Origin of the sequence: Pedococcus sp. (genome assembly GCF_036554925.1) — a bacterium.
Lineage (GTDB): Bacteria > Actinomycetota > Actinomycetes > Actinomycetales > Dermatophilaceae > Pedococcus_A.
This window is the reverse complement of sequence record NZ_DATBMI010000239.1, coordinates 18,640-38,557: the sequence shown is the minus strand read 5'-3', so window position 1 is coordinate 38,557 and position 19,918 is coordinate 18,640. Positions and strand designations below refer to the sequence as shown.

Annotated in this window: 16 protein-coding genes; 15 read left to right on the top strand and 1 reads right to left on the bottom strand. The window is 71.9% G+C overall.

The features are described from left to right. The 6 genes from VIB11_RS17540 to VIB11_RS17515 form a co-directional block, all read left to right on the top strand. Positions 1 to 2,145, top strand: a 2,145-nt coding sequence (locus VIB11_RS17540) for an aerobic carbon-monoxide dehydrogenase large subunit (protein ID WP_332057355.1), incomplete at its 5' end; no start/stop codon positions are given. Then, a complete protein-coding gene (locus tag VIB11_RS17535) occupies positions 2,142 to 3,071 on the top strand; it encodes an XdhC family protein (RefSeq protein ID WP_332057354.1) in 930 nt (309 codons plus the stop codon). The genes VIB11_RS17540 and VIB11_RS17535, both read left to right, overlap by 4 nt. 71 nt (positions 3,072 to 3,142) lie before the next feature. Then, positions 3,143 to 4,030: a MoxR family ATPase gene (locus VIB11_RS17530; RefSeq protein WP_332057356.1), complete on the top strand. Its 888-nt coding sequence runs from the start codon at positions 3,143 to 3,145 to the stop codon at positions 4,028 to 4,030. Then, the gene (locus VIB11_RS17525; RefSeq protein ID WP_332057353.1) at positions 4,023 to 5,261 is read left to right on the top strand and encodes a vWA domain-containing protein; all 1,239 of its coding nucleotides are present in this window, start codon (positions 4,023 to 4,025) and stop codon (positions 5,259 to 5,261) included. The genes VIB11_RS17530 and VIB11_RS17525 overlap by 8 nt, the downstream gene beginning before the upstream one ends. 169 nt (positions 5,262 to 5,430) lie before the next feature. Then, entirely contained in the window at positions 5,431 to 6,921 is a 1,491-nt protein-coding gene (gene glmU / locus VIB11_RS17520; protein WP_332057352.1) for a bifunctional UDP-N-acetylglucosamine diphosphorylase/glucosamine-1-phosphate N-acetyltransferase GlmU, read from the top strand. Next, on the top strand, positions 6,918 to 7,898 hold the full coding sequence (locus VIB11_RS17515; protein WP_332057351.1) for a ribose-phosphate diphosphokinase: 981 nt from the start codon (positions 6,918 to 6,920) through the stop codon (positions 7,896 to 7,898). The genes glmU and VIB11_RS17515 overlap by 4 nt, the downstream gene beginning before the upstream one ends. A gap of 36 nt (positions 7,899 to 7,934) precedes the next feature. Here VIB11_RS17515 and VIB11_RS17510 read toward each other — a convergent pair whose 3' ends face one another. Beyond that, a complete protein-coding gene (locus VIB11_RS17510) occupies positions 7,935 to 8,477 on the bottom strand; it encodes a CGNR zinc finger domain-containing protein (protein WP_332057350.1) in 543 nt (180 codons plus the stop codon). Between the two features lie 75 nt (positions 8,478 to 8,552). Here VIB11_RS17510 and VIB11_RS17505 point away from each other — a divergent pair, with 75 nt between their 5' ends. From VIB11_RS17505 to VIB11_RS17465, 9 genes are all read left to right on the top strand, one after another. Beyond that, entirely contained in the window at positions 8,553 to 9,596 is a 1,044-nt protein-coding gene (locus tag VIB11_RS17505; RefSeq protein WP_332057349.1) for a DMT family transporter, read from the top strand. A gap of 227 nt (positions 9,597 to 9,823) precedes the next feature. Next, complete coding sequence (locus tag VIB11_RS17500) at positions 9,824 to 10,513, top strand: 50S ribosomal protein L25/general stress protein Ctc (RefSeq protein ID WP_332057348.1); 690 nt, start codon at positions 9,824 to 9,826, stop codon at positions 10,511 to 10,513. 76 nt (positions 10,514 to 10,589) lie between these two features. Further along, positions 10,590 to 11,189, top strand: a complete 600-nt coding sequence (gene pth, locus VIB11_RS17495; protein WP_332057347.1) for an aminoacyl-tRNA hydrolase — start codon at positions 10,590 to 10,592, stop codon at positions 11,187 to 11,189. Positions 11,190 to 11,767: 578 nt separating this feature from the next. Then, positions 11,768 to 13,195, top strand: a complete 1,428-nt coding sequence (locus VIB11_RS17490; RefSeq protein ID WP_332057346.1) for a sugar transferase — start codon at positions 11,768 to 11,770, stop codon at positions 13,193 to 13,195. After that, complete coding sequence (locus tag VIB11_RS17485; protein ID WP_332057345.1) at positions 13,195 to 13,974, top strand: 3'(2'),5'-bisphosphate nucleotidase CysQ; 780 nt, start codon at positions 13,195 to 13,197, stop codon at positions 13,972 to 13,974. The genes VIB11_RS17490 and VIB11_RS17485 overlap by 1 nt, the downstream gene beginning before the upstream one ends. Beyond that, positions 13,974 to 14,891, top strand: a complete 918-nt coding sequence (cysD, locus tag VIB11_RS17480) for a sulfate adenylyltransferase subunit CysD (RefSeq protein ID WP_332057344.1) — start codon at positions 13,974 to 13,976, stop codon at positions 14,889 to 14,891. The genes VIB11_RS17485 and cysD overlap by 1 nt, the downstream gene beginning before the upstream one ends. 2 nt (positions 14,892 to 14,893) lie before the next feature. After that, the gene (gene cysN, locus VIB11_RS17475) at positions 14,894 to 16,147 is read left to right on the top strand and encodes a sulfate adenylyltransferase subunit CysN (protein ID WP_332057343.1); all 1,254 of its coding nucleotides are present in this window, start codon (positions 14,894 to 14,896) and stop codon (positions 16,145 to 16,147) included. A gap of 9 nt (positions 16,148 to 16,156) precedes the next feature. Then, the gene (locus VIB11_RS17470; protein ID WP_332057342.1) at positions 16,157 to 17,464 is read left to right on the top strand and encodes a glycosyltransferase family 4 protein; all 1,308 of its coding nucleotides are present in this window, start codon (positions 16,157 to 16,159) and stop codon (positions 17,462 to 17,464) included. A gap of 21 nt (positions 17,465 to 17,485) precedes the next feature. Further along, the gene (locus VIB11_RS17465; protein WP_332057341.1) at positions 17,486 to 19,828 is read left to right on the top strand and encodes a hypothetical protein; all 2,343 of its coding nucleotides are present in this window, start codon (positions 17,486 to 17,488) and stop codon (positions 19,826 to 19,828) included. Positions 19,829 to 19,918: the final 90 nt, after the last annotated feature.

The window sequence follows — 19,918 nt, the reverse complement described above, 5'->3', positions numbered from 1 at the left end:
GAGGCGCAGGGCCTGGCCTGGGCCCCGACGCTGTCCAACGACGTGCAGGCCGTGCTCGCGCTCGACAAGGTCTGCTTCCAGGGCCAGGAGGTCGCCTTCGTCGTCGCCGACGACCACTACGCCGCCCGCGACGCGCTCGAGCTGATCGACGTCGAGTACGAGGAGCTGCCGGTCGTCATCGACGCGCGCCGCGCCCTCGATCCCGGTACCGCCGTCATCCGCGACGACAAGGAGGGCAGGACCGACAACCACATCTTCGACTGGGAGGCCGGCGACAAGGCCAGCACCGACGACGTCTTCGCCAGGGCCGACGTGGTGGTGAAGCAGGACATGCTCTACCCGCGCTCGCACCCGGCGCCGATGGAGACGTGCGGCACGATCGCGAGCATGGACAAGGTGACGGGACGGCTCACCGTCTGGTCGACGAACCAGGCCCCCCACGCCCACCGCACCGTCTACGCGCTGGTCGCAGGGATCCCGGAGCACAACATCCAGATCATCTCGCCCGACATCGGTGGAGGCTTCGGCAACAAGGTGGGGATCTACCCCGGCTACGTGCTGGCCGTGGTCGGCTCGATCGTCACCGGGAAGCCGGTCAAGTGGGTCGAGGACCGCAGCGAGAACCTCATGTCGACCTCCTTCGCCCGCGACTACCACATGAAGGGTGAGATCGCGGCGACTCGCGACGGCAGGATCACCGGGCTGCGGGTCGACGTGCTCGCCGACCACGGGGCCTTCAACGGCACCGCGCAGCCGACGAAGTTCCCGGCCGGGTTCTTCCACATCTTCACCGGCAGCTACGACCTCGAGGCCGCCCACTGCAAGGTCTCGGGGGTCTACACCAACAAGGCGCCCGGCGGTGTGGCCTACGCCTGCTCGTTCCGGATCACCGAGGCCGTCTACCTCGTCGAGCGCATGGTCGACGTGCTCGCCGACGAGCTCGGCATCGACCCTGCTGAGCTGCGGATGCGGAACCTCCTGCGCCCAGAGCAGTTCCCGTACACGACGATGACCGGCTGGGAGTACGACTCCGGCGACTACCCCCGCGCCCTCCGCAAGGCCATGGAGATCGCCGGCTACGAGGACCTGCGCCGTGAGCAGGCGGAGAAGCGCGGGCGCGGCGAGCTCATGGGCATCGGCGTGAGCTTCTTCACCGAGGGCGTGGGTGCCGGCCCGCGCAAGCACATGGACATCCTGGGGCTGGGTATGGCGGACGGCTGCGAGCTGCGGGTGCACCCCACGGGCAAGGCCCAGCTGCGGCTGTCGGTGCAGACCCAGGGCCAGGGGCACGAGACGACGTTCGCGCAGATCGTGGCGCACGAGCTCGGCATCCCGCCCGAGGACGTCGACGTCATCCACGGCGACACCAGCAACACCCCCTTCGGCCTGGGAACGTACGGCTCGCGTTCCACTCCGGTCTCCGGCGCCGCCGCCGCCGTCGTCTCCCAACGCATCCGCGACAAGGCGCGGGTCATCACCGCAGCCGCCCTGGAGTGCAGTCCCGCAGACCTCGAGTGGGAGCTCGGGCGCTGGTACGTCAAGGGCGACCCGAGCCAGGGCAGGACGATCCAGGAGGTGGCCATGCTGTCCCACGGGACCCTCGAGCTGCCCGAGGGCGTCGAGGGCCACCTGGACGCGTCGGTGGTCTACGACCCGCCCAACCTCACGTACCCGTTCGGCGCCTACATCGCCGTCGTCGACGTCGACGCCGGAACGGGCGAGGTGAAGGTGCGCCGGTTCATCGCCGTGGACGACTGCGGCCCGCGGATCAACCCCATGATCGTCGAGGGCCAGATCCACGGCGGCCTCGCCGACGGTGTCGGCATGGCACTGATGCAGGTCATCGCGTTCGACGAGGACGGCAACTGCACCGGCAGCTCGTTCATGGACTACCTGCTGCCGACGTCCCTGGAGTGCCCCAGCTGGGAGCTCGGCGAGACGGTGACGCCCTCGCCCCACCACCCGCTCGGCTGCAAGGGAGTCGGCGAGTCCGCCACGGTGGGGTCGCCTGCAGCGGTGGTGAACGCGGTGGTCGACGCCCTCGAGCCCTTCGGGGTGCGTCACGCCGACATGCCGCTGACCCCTGCCAACGTGTGGATGGCGATGCAGGGCCGACCCGTGCGCACCGACCTGGCAGTCCAGTGAGCCGGCCGGACGTCGAGGCCCGCGCCGTGGCCCTGCGCGCTGAGGGAGTGCCCTTCGTGCACGCCACCGTCGTCCTCGCCGACCGGCCCACCTCCGCCAAGCCGGGGGACGAGGCGCTCGTCTTCGCCGACGGCACCATCGAGGGATTCGTCGGAGGGGCGTGCGCCGAGTCCACGGTCAGGGCCCAGAGCCTGGCCCTGCTCGACTCCGGTGAGCCGCTGCTCCTGCGCATCACGGCGGAGCCGGGTGGGACACCACCCGAGGCGGGACCGTCGGGTGCCTCTGCTCGGCTGTCGGTGCACAACCCCTGCCTCTCGGGAGGCACGCTCGAGATCTTCCTCGAGCCAGTCGTCCCGGCGCCGCTGCTCGTCGTCCACGGCGAAGGACCGATCGCGACGGCGCTGACCCAGCTGGCTGTGGGGCTCGGATACCTGGTGGAGGCGGCACCGACGGCCACCCCCGCTCGCGCCGCCGCCGTGGTGTGCGCCACCCACGGCAGGGACGAGGAGGAGGTGCTCGCTGCCGCGCTCGCCGCCGGGATCGACTACGTGGGCCTCGTCGCCAGCCGCAAGCGGGGCGAGCAGGTCGTCGCCAGCCTTGACGTCGACGAAGCCGCCAGGGCGCGGGTGCACACCCCCGCCGGGCTGGACATCGGGGCCCGGACGCCCCAGGAGGTGGCGCTGTCGATCCTGGCCGAGATCGTGGCTGAACGCCGCCAGATGACCGGTCGTCCGCTGACGGAGGAGCCGGCGGACACCTCACCCGACCCGCGGCCCAGGGTCGAGACCGACCCGGTGTGCGGCATGTCGGTGGTGGCGGTCGAGACCTCCCTGCACCTGGATCATGACGGCACGAGGTACTGGTTCTGCGGGTCCGGCTGCCTGCGGGCGTTCGCCGCCGACCCGGCCGGGTACCTCGCCTCGTGACCGCGCCGGCGGGAACCGCGGCTGGGGGCGAGCCTGGGGACGAGGTCGGGCCGGCCCCGCAGCTCTCGACGCTGCTGCCCGACGTCGCCACGCTGAGAAGGAGGCTGGAGGCGACCGGCTACCTGACCGACGAGGGCCTGGCGACCGCGCTCTTCTGCGCCGCCCGGCTTCCCCAGCCGATCCTGCTCGAGGGTGAGGCCGGCGTCGGCAAGACGCAGGCCGCCAAGTCGCTGGCCGAGCTGCTCGGCACGCCCCTGATCCGCCTGCAGTGCTACGACGGCATCGAGGCCGCCGAAGCGCTCTACGAGTGGAACTACCCGCGCCAGCTCCTGGCCATCCGCCTCGCCGAGGCCTCCGGCACGCATCTGCAGGAGTCGGAGCTGTTCGGCAGCGACTACCTGGTCGAACGTCCCCTGCTCCAGGCGGTGCGGCACACGGGCCCCCTGCCCGCGGTGCTGCTCATCGACGAGGTCGACCGGGCAGACGAGGAGTTCGAGGCGTTTCTCCTCGAGCTGCTGGCGGAGGGGTCGATCACGATCCCGGAGATCGGCACCGTGCGCGCGACGATGCCCCCGTTGGCGGTGCTCACCTCGAACCGCACCCGCGACCTGCACGACGCCCTCAAACGGCGGTGCCTCTACCACTGGATCGACTACCCCGACGTGGCGCGTGCCGCTGCCATCATCCGCAGGCACGTCCCGGGGGCGTCCGAGCCGCTGGCACGGTCGGTGGCCGGTGCCGTGCAGCGGCTGCGCGGCCTGGACCTGCAGAAGCCGCCGGGCGTCGCCGAGGCGATCGACTGGGTGCGCACCCTGCACCTCCTCGGCGCGGACGGCCCGGGTGCGGAGGGGCTCGACGCCGACGTCGCGGCGGGCACCCTCGGCACCGTGCTGAAGTACCGCGAGGACCTCGACGCGGCGGCGGCACGGGGCGGCGCGTGGATCGCCCGCGGTGACTGAGGGCCGGCCGGTGGGCAACGGGTGGCCGAGCACGGCGGTCCAGCCGGGCGGCGACCTTGCCGCCGTCGCCGCCGGGTTCGCCCGGCGGCTGCGGGAGGCGGGGGTGGCAGCGAGTCCGGAGCGGTCGGTGAGGTTCGCCGCCGCCGTCGGCCTGGCGCTGCCGCGCACGCTGACCGAGCTGTACTGGCTGGCCCGCGTCACGCTGGTCGACGACCCCGGCCAGCTCGCGGCGTTCGACCAGGAGTTCCGCAGCCTCTTCGGCAGCCCCGGCCAGGTGACCGACGTCGCCGACCGTCGCGGCGACCTGCGGGCGCCCGAGGTGCCGGCGCAGCGCCGACCCGGAGCCAAGACCCTGCCACACGTGGCCTCGGCGGCAGCTGGTGCAGACCGGCCGTCCCCGGCGCCTGCAGGTCCTCCCCTCGACCAGGGCCGAGAGGGGCCGGACCAGCGGAACGGCAGGCTGAGGATGACCGCCAGCGCCGAGGAACGCCTGCGCCACAAGGACTTCGCGGCCTACACCCCAGATGAGCTGGCTGCCCTGCGTCGGCTCGTGGCAGCGCTGCGGTTCGCCGCCCCCCGCCGCCGCACCCGTCGCACCAGTCGCGCCCCGGCAGGGCGCCGCCTGGACCTGCGGCGGACCCTGCGGCGGGCACGGCGCACGGGCGGCGACCCGGTGCGGCGGGACTACCGTCAGCGACGGCAGCGGCCTCGGCGCATCGTCCTCATCGCGGACGTGTCGGGCTCCATGGAGGCCTACTCCCGGGTCTACCTGGACCTCCTGCAGGGGGCGGTCCGGGGCGCCGGCGCCGAGGCGTTCGTGATGGCCACCCGCCTGACCCGGGTGACCAGGGCGCTGGCCTCGGGAGACCCCGACGAGGCGCTGGTGCGGGCCGCGGAGGCCGCACCGGACTGGTCGGGTGGCACGCGCATCGGGGCCGCGATCAAGGACTTCCTCGATGTCCATGGCCGACGCGGCATGGCCCGCGGCGCCGTGGTGGTGGTCGTCTCCGACGGCTGGGAGGGCGCCGACCCGGCACTGCTGGGAGAGCAGGCGGCACGCCTCGCGCTGCTCGCGCACCGGGTGATCTGGGTCAACCCGCGCTCTGCCGGGGAGGGGTACGAGCCCCTCACGGGGGGCATGGCCGCGGCGCTGCCCCACGTCGACGTGCTGGTCTCCGGCCACTCCCTGGCGGCCCTCGACGAGCTGCTGGACGCGATGCGGAACGCCTGAGGCCCGCCGGTGGCGCTCGGGCGTGGGCCCGCACGAGGACTCGGATGGGACTGGTGGGGCTGGCGGGAAAGTGCTGGCCCGAGGGGCGAGGCGCGGGCATGACCACCCCTCGACCGGCCGGTAGCATGACGCCGTCCTGTGGCACCCGACAGAGCTGGAGCCCTCGCGCGTGAGCACTCCCCACGGCACCCCCCGACTTGCCGCCGTCATCGTCCTCGCCGCCGGCGAGGGCACCCGGATGAAGTCGGCCACCCCGAAGGTCCTGCACCGCATCGCCGGGCGCACCCTCGTCGGCCACGCGATCGCAGCAGCCCGGGAGACCGGGCCGGAGCACCTCGCCGTGGTCGTGCGGCACGAGCGCGACCTCGTGGCGGCGCATGTCGCCGAGGTCGACCCCGACGCGATCATCGCCGACCAGGACGAGGTCAAGGGCACGGGCCGCGCCGCCGAGTGCGCGCTCGAGGTGCTCCCCAAGGAGCTCGAGGGCACCATCCTGGTCACCTACGGCGACGTGCCCCTGCTCTCCGGAGAGACACTGCACCAGCTCGTCGACCACCATGCCGCCAGCGGCAGCGCGGTCACGGTCATCACCGCGAACCTGGCGGACCCCACGGGCTACGGCCGGATCCTGCGCGGCGCCGACGACGCCGTCGAGGGCATCGTCGAGCACAAGGACGCCACCCCCGGGCAGCTCGCCATCACCGAGATCAACTCCGGTATCTACGCGTTCGACGCCGGCGTCCTGCGGGACGCGCTGACCCAGGTCAGCACCGACAACGCGCAGGGCGAGAAGTACCTCACGGACGTGCTGGCCATCGCCCGCACGTCGGGCCGACGGGTCAGCGCCCACCTCATCGACGACCTGTGGCAGACCGAGGGGGTCAACGACCGGGTCCAGCTCGCCCGCCTGGGCAAGGAGCTCAACCGCCGGATCACCGAGAGGTGGATGCGCGAGGGCGTCACCATCGTCGACCCCGACACGACCTGGATCGACGCCGACGTCACCATCGGGCGCGACGCGACCATCCTGCCGGGGACCCAGCTGCTCGGCGCGACCGTGGTCGGCGCCGACGCCGTGATCGGCCCCGACACCACGCTCGACGGCACCGAGGTGGGCGAGCGGGCCGAGGTGAAGCGCACCGAGGCGCTGCTGGCCGTGATCGGCCCGGACGCGACGGTCGGCCCGTTCTCGTACCTCCGGCCCGGCACCGAGCTCGGCGCCAAGGGCAAGATCGGCGGCTTCGTCGAGACCCAGAACGCGAAGAACGGCACCGGCGCCAAGGTGCCGCACCTCACCTACTGCGGCGACGCCACCATCGGCGAGGGCGCCAACATCGGGGCGGGCACGATCTTCGCCAACTACGACGGGGTGGCCAAGCACCACACGACCGTGGGCGCGCACTCCTTCGTCGGCTCGGACTCCGTGCTCATCGCACCGGTGCACGTCGCCGACGGCGCGTACGTCGGCGCGGGCTCCGCCGTGACCACCGACGTCGGGCCCGGGCAGATCGCCGTGGCCCGCGGCCAGCAGCGCAACATCGCCGGCTGGGTGGCCCGCAAGCGGCCCGGCACCGCGACGGCCGAGGCGGCAGAGGCGGCGCACGCCGCCGAGGTGGCCGCGCGGCATACCCCCACCGCAGGAGAGGCGGACCAGCCGTGACCGGCATCCTCAAGACCACCGAGAAGAACCTCATGGTCTTCTCGGGCCGTGCCCACCCCGAGCTGGCGCAGGAGGTCGCGCAGCTCCTCGGCACCGAGCTGGTGCCGACGGCGGCCTACGACTTCGCGAACGGCGAGATCTACGTGCGCTACGAGGAGTCGGTGCGCGGCTCGGACGCCTTCGTCATCCAGAGCCACAGCACGCCGCTCAACGAGGCGATCATGGAGCAGCTGATCATGATCGACGCGCTGAAACGCGCCTCGGCCAAGCGGATCACGGTGGTCCTGCCGTTCTACGGCTACGCGCGTCAGGACAAGAAGCACCGCGGGCGGGAGCCGATCTCGGCCCGCCTGATCGCCGACATGTTCAAGACCGCGGGAGCCAACCGCCTGATGGCGGTGGACCTCCACACCGCGCAGATCCAGGGCTTCTTCGACGGGCCGGTGGACCACCTCATGGCGCTGCCGATCCTCAGCGACTACGTCGCCCAGAAGTACGGCCACGAGAAGCTCGCCGTCGTCTCGCCGGACGCCGGCCGGATCAAGGTGGCCGAGCAGTGGTCGGAGCGGCTCGGCGGCGCGCCGCTGGCTTTCATCCACAAGACGCGCGACATCAACCGGCCCAACGAGATGGTCGCCAACCGTGTCGTCGGTGAGGTGCGCGGTCGGATCTGCGTCCTCGTCGACGACATGATCGACACCGCCGGCACCATCACCAAGGCGGCCGACGCGCTCATGGACGACGGCGCCGCGGGCGTGGTCATCGCAGCGACGCACGCGATCCTGTCCGGGCCGGCCGTCGACCGCCTCAAGGCGTGCAGCGCGCGCGAGGTCATCGTCACCAACACCCTCCCGATCGACGACGCCAAGCAGTTCGACAAGCTCACCACGCTCTCGATCGCACCGCTGATCAGCCGCGCGATCCAGGAGGTCTTCGAGGACGGCTCGGTCACGAGCCTCTTCGACGGCCGCGCCTGACGTCGCGGACCACCGGGCGCGTATGCCGGGCGAGGGCTACCCGGCGGCCCGGGACTTGCGGGCGCGGTAGGCCGCGACGTTGGCTCGGTTGCCGCACCCCTTCTCGCAGTAGCGGCGGGAGCGGTTCTTGGACAGGTCGATGACGACGTCGTCGCAGTCGTCGGCCGCGCACACCCCGAGCCGGGCCGTCTCGCCGCCGCGCACGACGTCGACCAGGGCCATCGCCGCCTCGACCGCCATGCGGGTGGCCAGGGGCGCCTCGGGGGGCGTCGCGTGCAGGTGCCAGTCCCACTCGTCGTGCCGCACGAGGTGCGGCAGGGCGCCGTGCTCCGCCAGGAGCGCGTTGATCCCCGCGACGGCCTCGTCGGTCTCCGCCACCCAGATCTCGCGCAGCCGGGGTCGCAGCGCCCGCACAGCCTCGAGCTCCTCGCGGTCTCGGGTCCTCGACCCCGTCCAGCCGTAGCGCTCGACGAACCGGTCGAGGTCCGCCACGGTCTGCAGCGTGTCGCCGTCCGTCGCCGTGTTGACGAGGGCCGCGGCCGCCACCAGGGCACTCTCGGTGTCATGAGCGAAAAGCACCTTGACTCCTGACGTGGTCGACTTCTACTGTCATCACCATAAGGGTTTTTGCCCCTGACGGTGAGGAGCGCGGGCATGACGTCCGAGCAGAGGTCGGTGAGCGTCCGTGCCGACGCCCCCACCCGGAAGCCCACCGCGTCGCCGACCACGTCGCGCACCGGACTCGGGCTCGGTCTGGCCCTCGCCTCCGCGGCCACCTTCGGCAGCTCCGGGGCGTTCGCCAAGGCGCTGCTCACCAGCGGCTGGAGCCCCGGGGCGGTGGTCACCGCCCGGATGGCCGGCGCCGCCCTCGTCCTGCTCCCCGTCGTGGTCGTGGCCCTGCGGGGTCGGTGGAGGCTGTTGTGGCGCAACGCCCGCTTCGCGATGGTCTACGGCCTCGTGGCGGTCGCTCTCTGCCAGTTCGCCTACTTCAACGCCGTGGAGCGGCTCTCCGTCGCGGTGGCCCTGCTCCTCGAGTACCTCGCGCCCGTGCTGATCGTCGGCTACCTGTGGCTGCGGGGTGCCCGCCCCAACCGGCTCACCCTGGCGGGTGTGGTGCTCGCCGTCGCCGGGCTGCTGCTCGTCCTCGACGTCTTCGGTGGGGTGCGCCTGAGCCTGGTCGGTGTGCTGTGGGGGCTCGCGGCGGCCGGTGGGCTCGTCGGCTACTTCCTCCTCTCCGCCCACGAGCACGAGGAGTCGCTGCCCCCGCTCGTGCTGGCCTGGGCCGGGCTCGTGGTGGGCGCCGTCGTCCTCGGGGCCGCCGGTCTCGTGCGGCTCCTGCCGATGGAGGCCTCCACGGCCGACGTCACCGTCGGGGGAGTGCTCGTGGCCTGGTGGGTGCCGGTGGCGGAGCTCGCCGTCGTCGCCGCGGCCTTCGCCTATGCCGCCGGCATCGGCGCGGTGCGCCTGCTCGGTGCCACCCTCTCCTCCTTCCTCATGCTCACCGAGGTGCTCTTCGCCGTGGCTTTCGCGTGGCTGCTGGTCGGGGAGCTGCCGGGCCTGGTGCAGCTCGCCGGCGGCCTGCTGATCGTCGCCGGAGTCGTGGCCGTGCGCCTCGCCGAGGTCCGCGCCTCCCGGCCCGTGGCCGTGCGCACCGGTCAGGCCGACGCGGATTTCGCAGTGCCCACTCCTGTCCCCTAAACTCGTCGGGTTGCCTCGGCGAGGGACGCAGCGCGGCGCAGTCCGCACCTGGGTCCGTGATCGACGCGGTGGCGCCCGAAGACCCGTCTGACGGTGCCGCACGTGCCGATCGTCCGTGCCGCGCCCCGCGTCGAGGCCCACCGCACAAGAGACCAACCACCGCAGACCAGGTTTGTGCGTGCCGCCCCCTGGCAGGCGCGAACCACCCGAGACCTCAGGAGAAGTTCGTGTCCGAGACCAAGCTCGTCGCCGAGACCCGCACCCAGTTCGGCAAGGGCGCGGCCCGCAAGATCCGCCGCGACCACAAGATCCCGGCCGTCATGTACGGCCACGGCGCGGAGCCGGTCCACATCACCCTGCCCGGCCACGACACCATGATGGCGCTCAAGCACGTCAACGCGCTGCTGACCATCGAGGTCGACGGCAAGGAGCAGCTGGCCCTCGCGAAGGACGTCCAGCGCGACCCGATCAAGCCGGTCATCGAGCACGTCGACCTCGTCATCGTGAAGAAGGGCGAGAAGGTCCACGTCGACGTCCCGGTCCACGTCGAGGGCGAGGCCGCGGCCGAGACCGTCGTCACCGTCGACGCGCAGACCCTGCAGCTCGCCGTCGAGGCCACCCACATCCCCGAGAACGTCACCATCTCGGTCGAGGGCCTCGAGGCCGGCACCCAGATCAAGGCCTCCGAGGTCGAGCTGCCGCGTGGCGCCGAGCTCCTCACCGACGCCGAGACCCTGGTCGTCAACGTCACCCAGCAGATCTCCGCCGAGGCCCTCGAGGCCGAGCTCGCCGAGGCCGAGGCCGAGGCCGGCATCGAGCACGAGGAGCCTGAGGCCCCCGAGGCCGAGGCCGCCGAGGCCCCCGCCGAGGGCGAGGCTCCCGCGGCCGCCGAGAAGGCGGAGGGCGAGGGGGCCTGAGGCCCCCCACCCCCAGGTGGTCGCCCCGAAGGGCCCGGTCCGCTGCGGACCGGGCCCTTCGGCATACTTGCACCCCATGGACAGCTGGCTCGTCGTGGGACTCGGCAACCCCGGGCCGAGGTATGCCGGAAACCGCCACAACGTCGGCGCCATGGTGGTCGACGAGCTGGCCGGCCGACATGGTGGCGGTCGCCTCAAGAGCCACAAGGCGAGGGCGGGAGTGGCTGAGGCGCGACTCGGGGTGCTGCCCGGGGGGGCGCCCGGGCCCCGCGCCGTGCTGGCGGTGCCCTCGTCCTACATGAACGAGTCCGGCGGGCCGGTCAAGGCGCTGCTCCAGTTCTACGGCCTGGCCGCCGACCGCCTGGTCGTGATCCACGACGAGCTCGACATCCCGGCAGGCGCCGTGAAGCTCAAGCAGGGCGGGGGCGAAGGCGGCCACAACGGGCTGCGCTCGATCAGCTCTGCGCTCGGGACCCGCGACTACCTCCGGGTCCGCGTCGGCATCGGCCGCCCCCCGGGCCGGATGGACCCTGCCGACTTCGTGCTCCGCGACTTCTCGGCTGCCGAGCGCAAGGACCTCCCCTTCCTCGTCGGCGACGCTGCCGACGCGGTCGAGCAGCTCGTCACCGAGGGCCTGCTGGCGGCCCAGCAGCGGTGGCACAGCCCGGCCGTCTGAGACCCCAACGGCGGTACGTCATTTGCCGCAGTCGAGGGCCAGGCGGGCCTCCCGGTGGTCAGTGACTAGTCACTGACTATTTTCTCCCCGGGCACCCCTGCGACCCCCACCAACCGCAGGTCAGGGCCTGCGCAGTTTGCTGGTGGGGGAGTGGTATGACCTCGGCTGCTTTGCGCCGGTTCGTCTACAGCAACCTGCCTAGACGGCTACGTCCCGGACTGTAGAACCGCGGTGGTAGCAGGGCCTCCAGTGATCGGTTTAGCCTGCGAATTCCGTTGTATAGCAGGGAAGTTCAAGGCCCCCGCAATAGTTTGCGAAGCCCTGTGCAACCCCTTACCCCGGGTTTACGGTCGGCCCAGGATCAGCACAGCGCGGGGGTGTACATGACTGATCAGGCATGGGCGAGGGGTGAGGAGCCTCCTGTCGTCGGACAGGTGCCACCGCCTGCGCCCGACGACGCGCCGGCTCCGACGGTGGCTCCGGCCGCGCCAGCCGGACGGGCCTCGAAGGCGGTCCGCGCCGCCGTCCCGCCGTCGCCCGTCGCGCCCGCCACCGCGACCGTGGGGGGTCCGGTCGCGGTGGCGGACCGCCCGGGCAGGGCGCGGCGCCGCTGGCACGAGAGCTACCGACGGTCAGCTGTCGCCACCGACCTCCTCATCGGCATGGGAGCCGCGGCGGTGACTGCGCAGGTCGCCTTCCAGCGCCCGAGCGCCCTCAAGGTCGCCCTGTTCATCGTCGCGGTCGCCCTGATCTGGGTCAGCGCGCTGTCGCTCAGCCACGGCTACGAGAAGCGTTACCTCGGGACGACGACGGAGGAGTACCGCGCGGTGTTCCACGCATCGGTGGCCCTCTTCTGCCTGGTGGCCTTCGTGTCGTATGCCGCGAAGGCCGACATCGGCCGCAACACCGTCATCGTCGTCCTTCCGCTGCTGCTCGTCGGCGGCCTCCTCTCGCGGCACATGCTGCGCCGGTCGCTCTACCGCCGCCGCACCCGGGGCCGTGACCTCGAGCGCACCGTGGTGATCGGCGACGTGAACTCGATCGGGCGCCTCATCCGCGAGATCCGCCGGGCTCCGTCCCAGGGCATGCACGTGGTCGCAGCCTGTGTCTCGGGTCTCGACACCAGCGGCGACGGGCTGACGTCCGTCGAGGGAGTGCCCGTGTTCGGGTACCCCGCCCAGGCGATGTCGACGGTCGACCTGTTCGACGCCGAGGTGGTCGCGGTGTCGAACCACCTCGACATGGAGAACAAGGCGCTCCGTCGCCTCAGCTGGGCCCTGGAGGAGCGCGGCGTCGACCTCGTGGTGGCACCGGGCATCGTCGAGGTGGCCGGGCCCCGTCTGTCGATCCGACCGGTGGCGGGCATCCCGCTCCTGCACGTCGAGCGCCCCGTGATGTCCGGGGCTCGGCGACTGGTCAAGTCGAGCGTCGACCGCACCCTCTCCGTCCTCTTCTTCCTCCTCGCCGCGCCGGTGCTCGGCCTGATAGCGATCGCGGTCCGGATCGACTCCCCGGGCCCGGCGCTGTTCCGCCAGACCAGGGTCGGCGCCCGCGGCGAGGAGTTCCAGATGCTGAAGTTCCGCACCATGTGCGTGGACGCCGAGGCGCGGCTGGCCGAGGTGCAGTCGGCGTCGGACGCCGGCAACGCGGTGCTGTTCAAGATGAAGCAGGACCCGCGCATCACCCGGCTCGGCCGCGTGCTCCGCCGGTTCTCCCTCGACGAGCTGCCGCAGCTGATCAACGTGCTCCGGGGGGAGATGTCCCTGGTGGGACCTCGACCGCCGCTGCCGACGGAGGTCGCCGGCTACGCGCCTGACGCCGTGCGGCGGCTGCGGGTCCAGCCCGGCCTCACCGGGCTGTGGCAGGTGAGTGGGCGCAGCGACCTCTCGTGGGACGACTCGCTGCGACTGGACCTCTGGTACGTCGACAACTGGTCGCTGGTCCTCGACCTGCAGATTCTCGCTCGCACCGCGCGCGCCGTTCTCAAGGGGCAGGGGGCCTACTGATGACATCCCACTGGGCGGACATGGATGACGACAACCTCGCCAGAGAACTCGCCGGGGCCGCCGGCGAGCTGCTGCTCTCGCTGCGGGAGCAGGGGCGGCTCACCGACCCCGCGAGCCTGCGCTCGCAGGGCGACCGGCGGTCCCACGAGTTCCTCATGGAGCACCTCGCAGCGGTCCGCCCTGCGGACGCGGTCCTGAGCGAGGAGGGGGCGGACGACGCCGCCCGCCTGGGCGCCAGCCGCGTGTGGATCGTGGACCCGCTGGACGGCACCCGGGAGTTCGGTGAGCTGCCTCGGGTCGACTGGGCCGTCCACGTCGCGCTCTGGGAGCGTGGTGCGCTCGCGGCCGGCGCCGTCGCCCGCCCCGCGATGGGCTCCACGCTCTCCACGAGCCGTCGACCGGTGCCCCCGGTCCGGGAGCCGGGGCCGATCCGGCTGGCGGTGAGCCGGTCGCGGCCGCCGGAGTTCGTCACCCGCCTGGCCGAGCGCCTCGGGGCCGAGCTCGTGCCGATGGGCTCGGCGGGCATCAAGGCCTGCTCGGTCATCGACGACGTCACCGACGCCTACGTCCACGCCGGGGGCCAGTACGAGTGGGACTCCGCGGCCCCGGTCGCCGTGGCCCGTGCGGCCGGGCTGCACACCAGCCGCATCGACGGGAGCCCGCTCGCCTACAACCGGCGCAACCCGCTGCTGCCCGACCTGCTCATCTGCCGGCCCGAGCTCGCCGACGTGATCCTGACCGCCCTGGCCGAGACGGCCGACTACGAGGAAGCAGTGTGATGAACGCCTTCGCCAACCCGAACTACCAGCTGAGCCAGCTCGACATCCTCGAGTCCGAGGCGATCTACATCTTCCGCGAGGTGATCGCCGAGTTCGAGCGGCCGGTGCTGCTCTTCTCCGGCGGCAAGGACTCGATCGTGATGCTGCGCCTGGCCGAGAAGGCGTTCTACCCCGCGCGGATCCCGTTCCCCGTCATGCACGTCGACACGGGCCACAACTTCCCGGAGGTCCTGGACTTCCGCGACCGGAGGGTCACGGAGCTGGGCGTCCAGCTGGTCGTCGCGAGCGTGCAGGAGGCCATCGACAACGGCACTGTCGTGGAGCCCCCGGACGGCACCCGCAACCGCATCCAGACGCCGGTCCTGCTGAATGCCCTGGAGAAGTACCGGTTCACCGCGATCTTCGGCGGGGCCCGGCGCGACGAGGACAAGGCGCGGGCCAAGGAGCGGATCTTCTCCTTCCGCGACGACTTCGGCCAGTGGGACCCCAAGAACCAGCGACCCGAGCTGTGGCACCTCTACAACGGGCGCATCCACCCCGGCGAGAGCATCCGCGTCTTCCCGCTGTCGAACTGGACCGAGCTCGACATCTGGCACTACATCGCGCGGGAGGGGATCGACCTGCCGTCGATCTACTACGCCCACGAGCGCGAGGTCGTCGACCGCGACGGAATGCTCTTCGCGGTCAACGAGTTCATCCGGCCGCGCGCCGGCGAAGAGGTGTCCACCCAGCTCGTGCGGTACCGCACCGTCGGCGACGCGAGCCTGACCGCCGCGGTGCGCTCCGACGCCGACACCGTCGAGAAGGTCATCGACGAGGTCGCGACGACCCGCATCACCGAGCGGGGCGCGACCCGGGGAGACGACAAGTTCAGCGAAGCCGCAATGGAAGACCGCAAGCGCGAGGGGTATTTCTAGACATGGACATTCTGAGATTCGCCACAGCCGGATCGGTCGACGACGGCAAGAGCACCCTCATCGGCAGGCTGCTCTACGACACCAAGACGGTGTTCGCCGACCAGATCGCCGCGGTCGAGCGGACGAGCATGGAGCGCGGCGAGGAACACGTCAACCTCGCCCTGCTCACCGACGGCCTGCGCGCCGAGCGGGAGCAGGGCATCACGATCGACGTGGCCTACCGCTACTTCGCCACTCCCAAGCGCAAGTTCATCATCGCGGACACACCGGGTCACACCCAGTACACGCGCAACATGGTGACCGGCGCCTCCACGGCGGACCTGGCGATCGTGCTGGTCGACGCGCGCAAGGGCATCCTCGAGCAGAGCCGCCGCCACGCCTTCCTGACGACGCTGCTCCAGGTGCCGCACCTCGTCCTCTGCGTCAACAAGATGGACCTCGTCGGCTACTCGCAGCAGGTGTTCGAGGAGATCAAGGAGGAGTTCGCGGCCTTCGCCAGCAAGCTGCGGATCCCCGACCTCACGGCGATCCCGATCTCGGCGCTCAAGGGGGACAACATCGTGACCCGCTCGGAGACGATGTCGTGGTACGAGGGGCCGAGCCTGCTGCACCACCTCGAGAACGTCCACATCGCCAGCGACCGCAACCTGATCGACGTCCGGTTCCCGGTGCAGTACGTCATCCGGCCGCAGTCCGACGCCTGGCACGACTACCGCGGGTATGCCGGTCAGGTGGCCGGCGGTGTGCTGCGCAAGGGCGACGAGGTGATGGTCCTGCCGTCGGGGTTCACCACGACGATCGCCGCCGTGGAGACTGCCGATGGCGAGGTCGACGAGGCGTACCCGCCCATGTCCGTGACGGTGCGTCTCACCGACAACATCGACGTGTCGCGCGGCGACCTCATCTGCCGTCCCACCAACCAGCCGCAGGTCAGCCAGGACATCGACGCGATGATCTGCTGGATGGACGAGACCTCACAGCTGCGCGTCGGGGGCAAGTACGCGATCAAGCACACGACCCGGACTGCGCGCACCATCGTCAAGGGCCTCAACTACAAGATCGACGTCAACACCCTGCACCGCGATGAGGCGGCAGCAGGGCTGGGGCTCAACGAGATCGGCCGCGTGCGGCTGCGCACCACCGCGCCGCTCATGTGCGACGACTACGGACGCAACCGGACGACGGGCGGCTTCGTGCTCGTGGACGAGGCGACCAACAGGACCGTGGCCGCCGGCATGATCACCGAGCCGGCGTGAGGGCTCGCGATGTCTGGTGAGGGGACGGTCGGGCCCGGCGTGCAGGGCGTCGGGCCCGGCGTGCACAGCGCCGAGGAGCGAGCGGTGCCCAGCGCGGACTGGCGCCCGCTGCACATCGCCATGGTCGGGCAGAAGGGGCTGCCCGCGACCTTCGGCGGCATCGAGCACCACGTCGAGCACCTCGGCCGCCGGCTGGTCGAGCGCGGCCACCGGGTCACCGTCTACTGCCGCAGCAGCTACGGCGAGATCCCGTCACGCAAGTACCTCGGGATGGACCTCGTCCCGGCGGCAACGGTGGGGACGAAGCACCTCGACGCGATCGTGCACAGCCTCACGTCCACGGCCAAGGGCCTGGCGTCGGGCGCCGACATCGTCCACTACCACGGCATCGGGCCGGGCCTCGTCGCGCCGGTGCCTCGCTTCCTCTCCCGGGCGCGCGTCGTCATGACCGTGCACGGGCTCGACCACCAGCGAGCGAAGTGGGGAGCCGCTGCGCAGGCGGTCCTCGGCACGGCGCACTGGATGAGTGGGCGCGTGCCCGACCACGTGGTCGTGGTCTCGAAGGCTCTCGAGGAGCACTACCGGACGCGCTTCGGCCGCGAGGCGGAGCTCATCCCCAACGGGGTGGTCGAGTGGCCGCCGGTCCCGGCCTCGGCGCTGCCCGCGGGCCACGGGCTGGAGCCCGGGCGCTATGCGCTGTTCGTCGGCCGGCTCGTGCCGGAGAAGCGGCCGGACCTGCTGATCGAGGCCTTCCGCCGGGTCCCCGGCGACCACCGGCTCGCCATCGTGGGTGACTCCTCGTTCTCCGACGACTACTCCCGCCGGCTGCGCGACCTGGCCGCCTCCGACCCGCGGGTCGTCTTCACCGGGTTCGCCTACGGCGACCAGCTCGCGGCGCTCTACCAGCACGCAGGCGTGTTCGTGCAGCCGTCCGCGCTGGAGGGCCTGCCCCTGACGCTGCTCGAGGCGGCCTCGCACGACGCCCCTGTCCTCGTCTCCGACATCCCGCCTCACCGTGAGGTCCTCGGGGAGGGGTCTGCCCGGCACCAGATGGTCCCCGTCGACAGCGTGGACGCGCTGGCCGGTGCGGTGAGCCTCATGCTCCAGCACCCGCGGCCCCGCGACGCTGCGTCCCGTGCCTGGCGGTCCTCGGTGCTCCAGCGCCACTCCTGGGACGCGTCGGCGGCCCAGCTCGAGACGCTCTACCTCCGCGCCGCCACGGGCAGACCCGTGGTCGCGGCCCCCAGGGCACACGGTCCCCGGGGGGGACGGCTCCTGCGGGAGCAGCGAACGGCATCGCTCCGCGACGCCGGGTAACACATCCTGAGGGGGATTCACATGAGACGCAGGGCAACGCTCGTTGCGGGGGTTGCGGCAGCCGTCACGGCTGCCGTCGCCGTCCCGGCGACGACAGGAGCGCAGGGCGCGTCCGCCGCGCTGGTCAACCCGGGGCCACCGTCGCTGACGTACACCCCGTCAGCGAGCTGGTGGGGGGCCAACGGCCGCGTCTCCGACCTCAGGGTGGTCGGCAGCCGCGTTTACCTCGCGGGGGGCTTCGACTACATCGGCAGGACGACGGGCTACGGCGTGCGGGTCGACGCCGCGACAGGCGGCGTGGCCGCAGGCCCGAAGATCGACGGCATCGTCAGGGCGGCCGTGCCGGACGGGCAGGGTGGTTGGTACGTCGGGGGCGACTTCCGCAAGCTCGACACCAGGGGCCGGGTCACGCTCGGGCACATCACGGCAGCGGGGGCGGTGAGCGCCTGGAACCCGAAGACCAACGGCGTCGTGAACGCGATCGCGGTGACCCCCAACGGGATTGCCGTTGGCGGTTCCTTCACCACGGTCAACGACGTCGCCGCGCAGAACCTCGCCATGGTCGACGCGACGACCGGTGCGCTGGTGCCGGGGTGGAAGTCCTCGCCGAACCTGCCGGTGCGCGCGCTCGCAGCGTCCGGCTCGAGCCTCTTCGTCGGGGGCGACTTCACCAGCCTGAACGGCCAGAGCCGCTCGCGGCTGGCCCGGGTCAGCGCTGCCACCGGCGCCACCGAGACCGCCTTCGCCGGCACCGCCGGCGGAACCGTGCGTGCGCTCGCGGTCAACGCCTCGACCGGCACCCTGTACGCCGGCGGCGACTTCACCAGTGCCAACGGGGGGGCCGGCAGTGCGTCACGCTCGCGGCTCGCGGCGTACGCCACGACAACGGGTGCCCTCTCCACCTTCGCCCCGGCGGCGAACGGGAGCGTCCAGGCCCTGGCCCTCGACGGCGCCGGGCAGGTCTACGCCGGCGGCCTCTTCACGAGCATCGGTTCCACGTCCCGCGAACGGCTGGCGCAGCTCTCACCCTCCGGCGCGGTGGGTGCCCTCGACGGAGCACTGAACGGCTGCCACATCCGCCACGACAAGAAGTACGCCCACGGGCTGCCGCCGTGCACCCCCGAGGTGTCGGCCCTCAGCGTCAGCGGTACCACGCTCTACGTCGGCGGCCGGTTCGGGGCCAGCGGGGCCACCGAGCGGCACGACGCAGCCGCCTTCTCGACCACGACGGGGGCTCTCACCGCGTGGAACCCGGTGGCGGGGGACCGGCCGCTCGCGGTGGCCGGCACGGCATCCGGTGTCTTCCTCGGCGGGGAGTTCACGAGCGTCGGGGGTCTCGTCCGCCGCGGCCTCGCTGCCCTCGACGCGACGACCGGGGCGGGGGTTCCCGAGTTCCGCGCCGACGCCAACGAGTACGTCGAGACCATGGTCGGCTCGAGCGACGGGACGAGGCTCTTCGTCGGTGGCAACTTCACCGCGATCCAGGGCAAGGCCCGGTCGTACTTCGCGGCGATCGACATGGCCACCGGCATCGTCGTCGACGGCGTCGCGCCGAAGTTCAACCGCAGCGTGCTGACCCTGGCCTACAGCTCGGGGGCCGTCTACGCCGGCGGGCAGTTCACGAAGGTGACCAGGGTCGCGCGGGGGCACGCCGTGAAGCTCAACGCCATGTCCGGCGCCGTCGACACGAGCTGGGTGGCCAACACCAACGGCCCCTCGGGCTCGCTGCGTCGCAACGGCATGGTGCAGGGCATCGAGGCGACGCCGGACGGTCTGACCGTGTTCCTCGGCGGCCCGTTCACGTCGGTCAACGGCAAGAGCGTGGCGGGAGGCATCGCCGTCGTCAGCGGTGCCACGGGCGCACTCGGCCCACGCCAGCTCGGCGGTGTCCGTGGCTGTGGCTCCATCGGGCCGTGGGTGAACCGGCTCTACCTCAGCGACGACGGCGAGCGCCTGTACGGCGGCGACGTCTGCCCCGACGACGTCTACCAGTGGGACGCGGTCAACCTGTCCACGCCCGCCAACCCGACCGGGCTGAAGTGGCGCACGTCGTGCAACGGCGGGATGCAGGGTCGGCTGGAGGTCAACGGCCACTTCTACTACGGCACCCACGGTGGGGACCAGGGTGAGGGCGGGCGCTGCCTCGACGCTCCCGGCGGGTCCTGGGTCGACCAGGCGCGGTACTACGTCTTCAACGGCGTGGACGGCCGGCTCTACCCCGACGCCCCGGACTTCAACACCCCCATGGGCGTGTGGGCGTTCGCGGCGACAGGCGGCGGCCTGGTCGTCGGGGGCGACTTCACCTTCGCCGGCACGGCCCGGGACGTCCAGCAGGGTCTGGCGTTCTTCCCGGGGACGCCCTGACGGGCTGGCTGCAAGACCCGGCAGTGGGTGGGCGCGGACGTCGGTCCGCGCCCACCCCGCTGCTCACCGGGCGAGGGGCTCGGCCAGGAC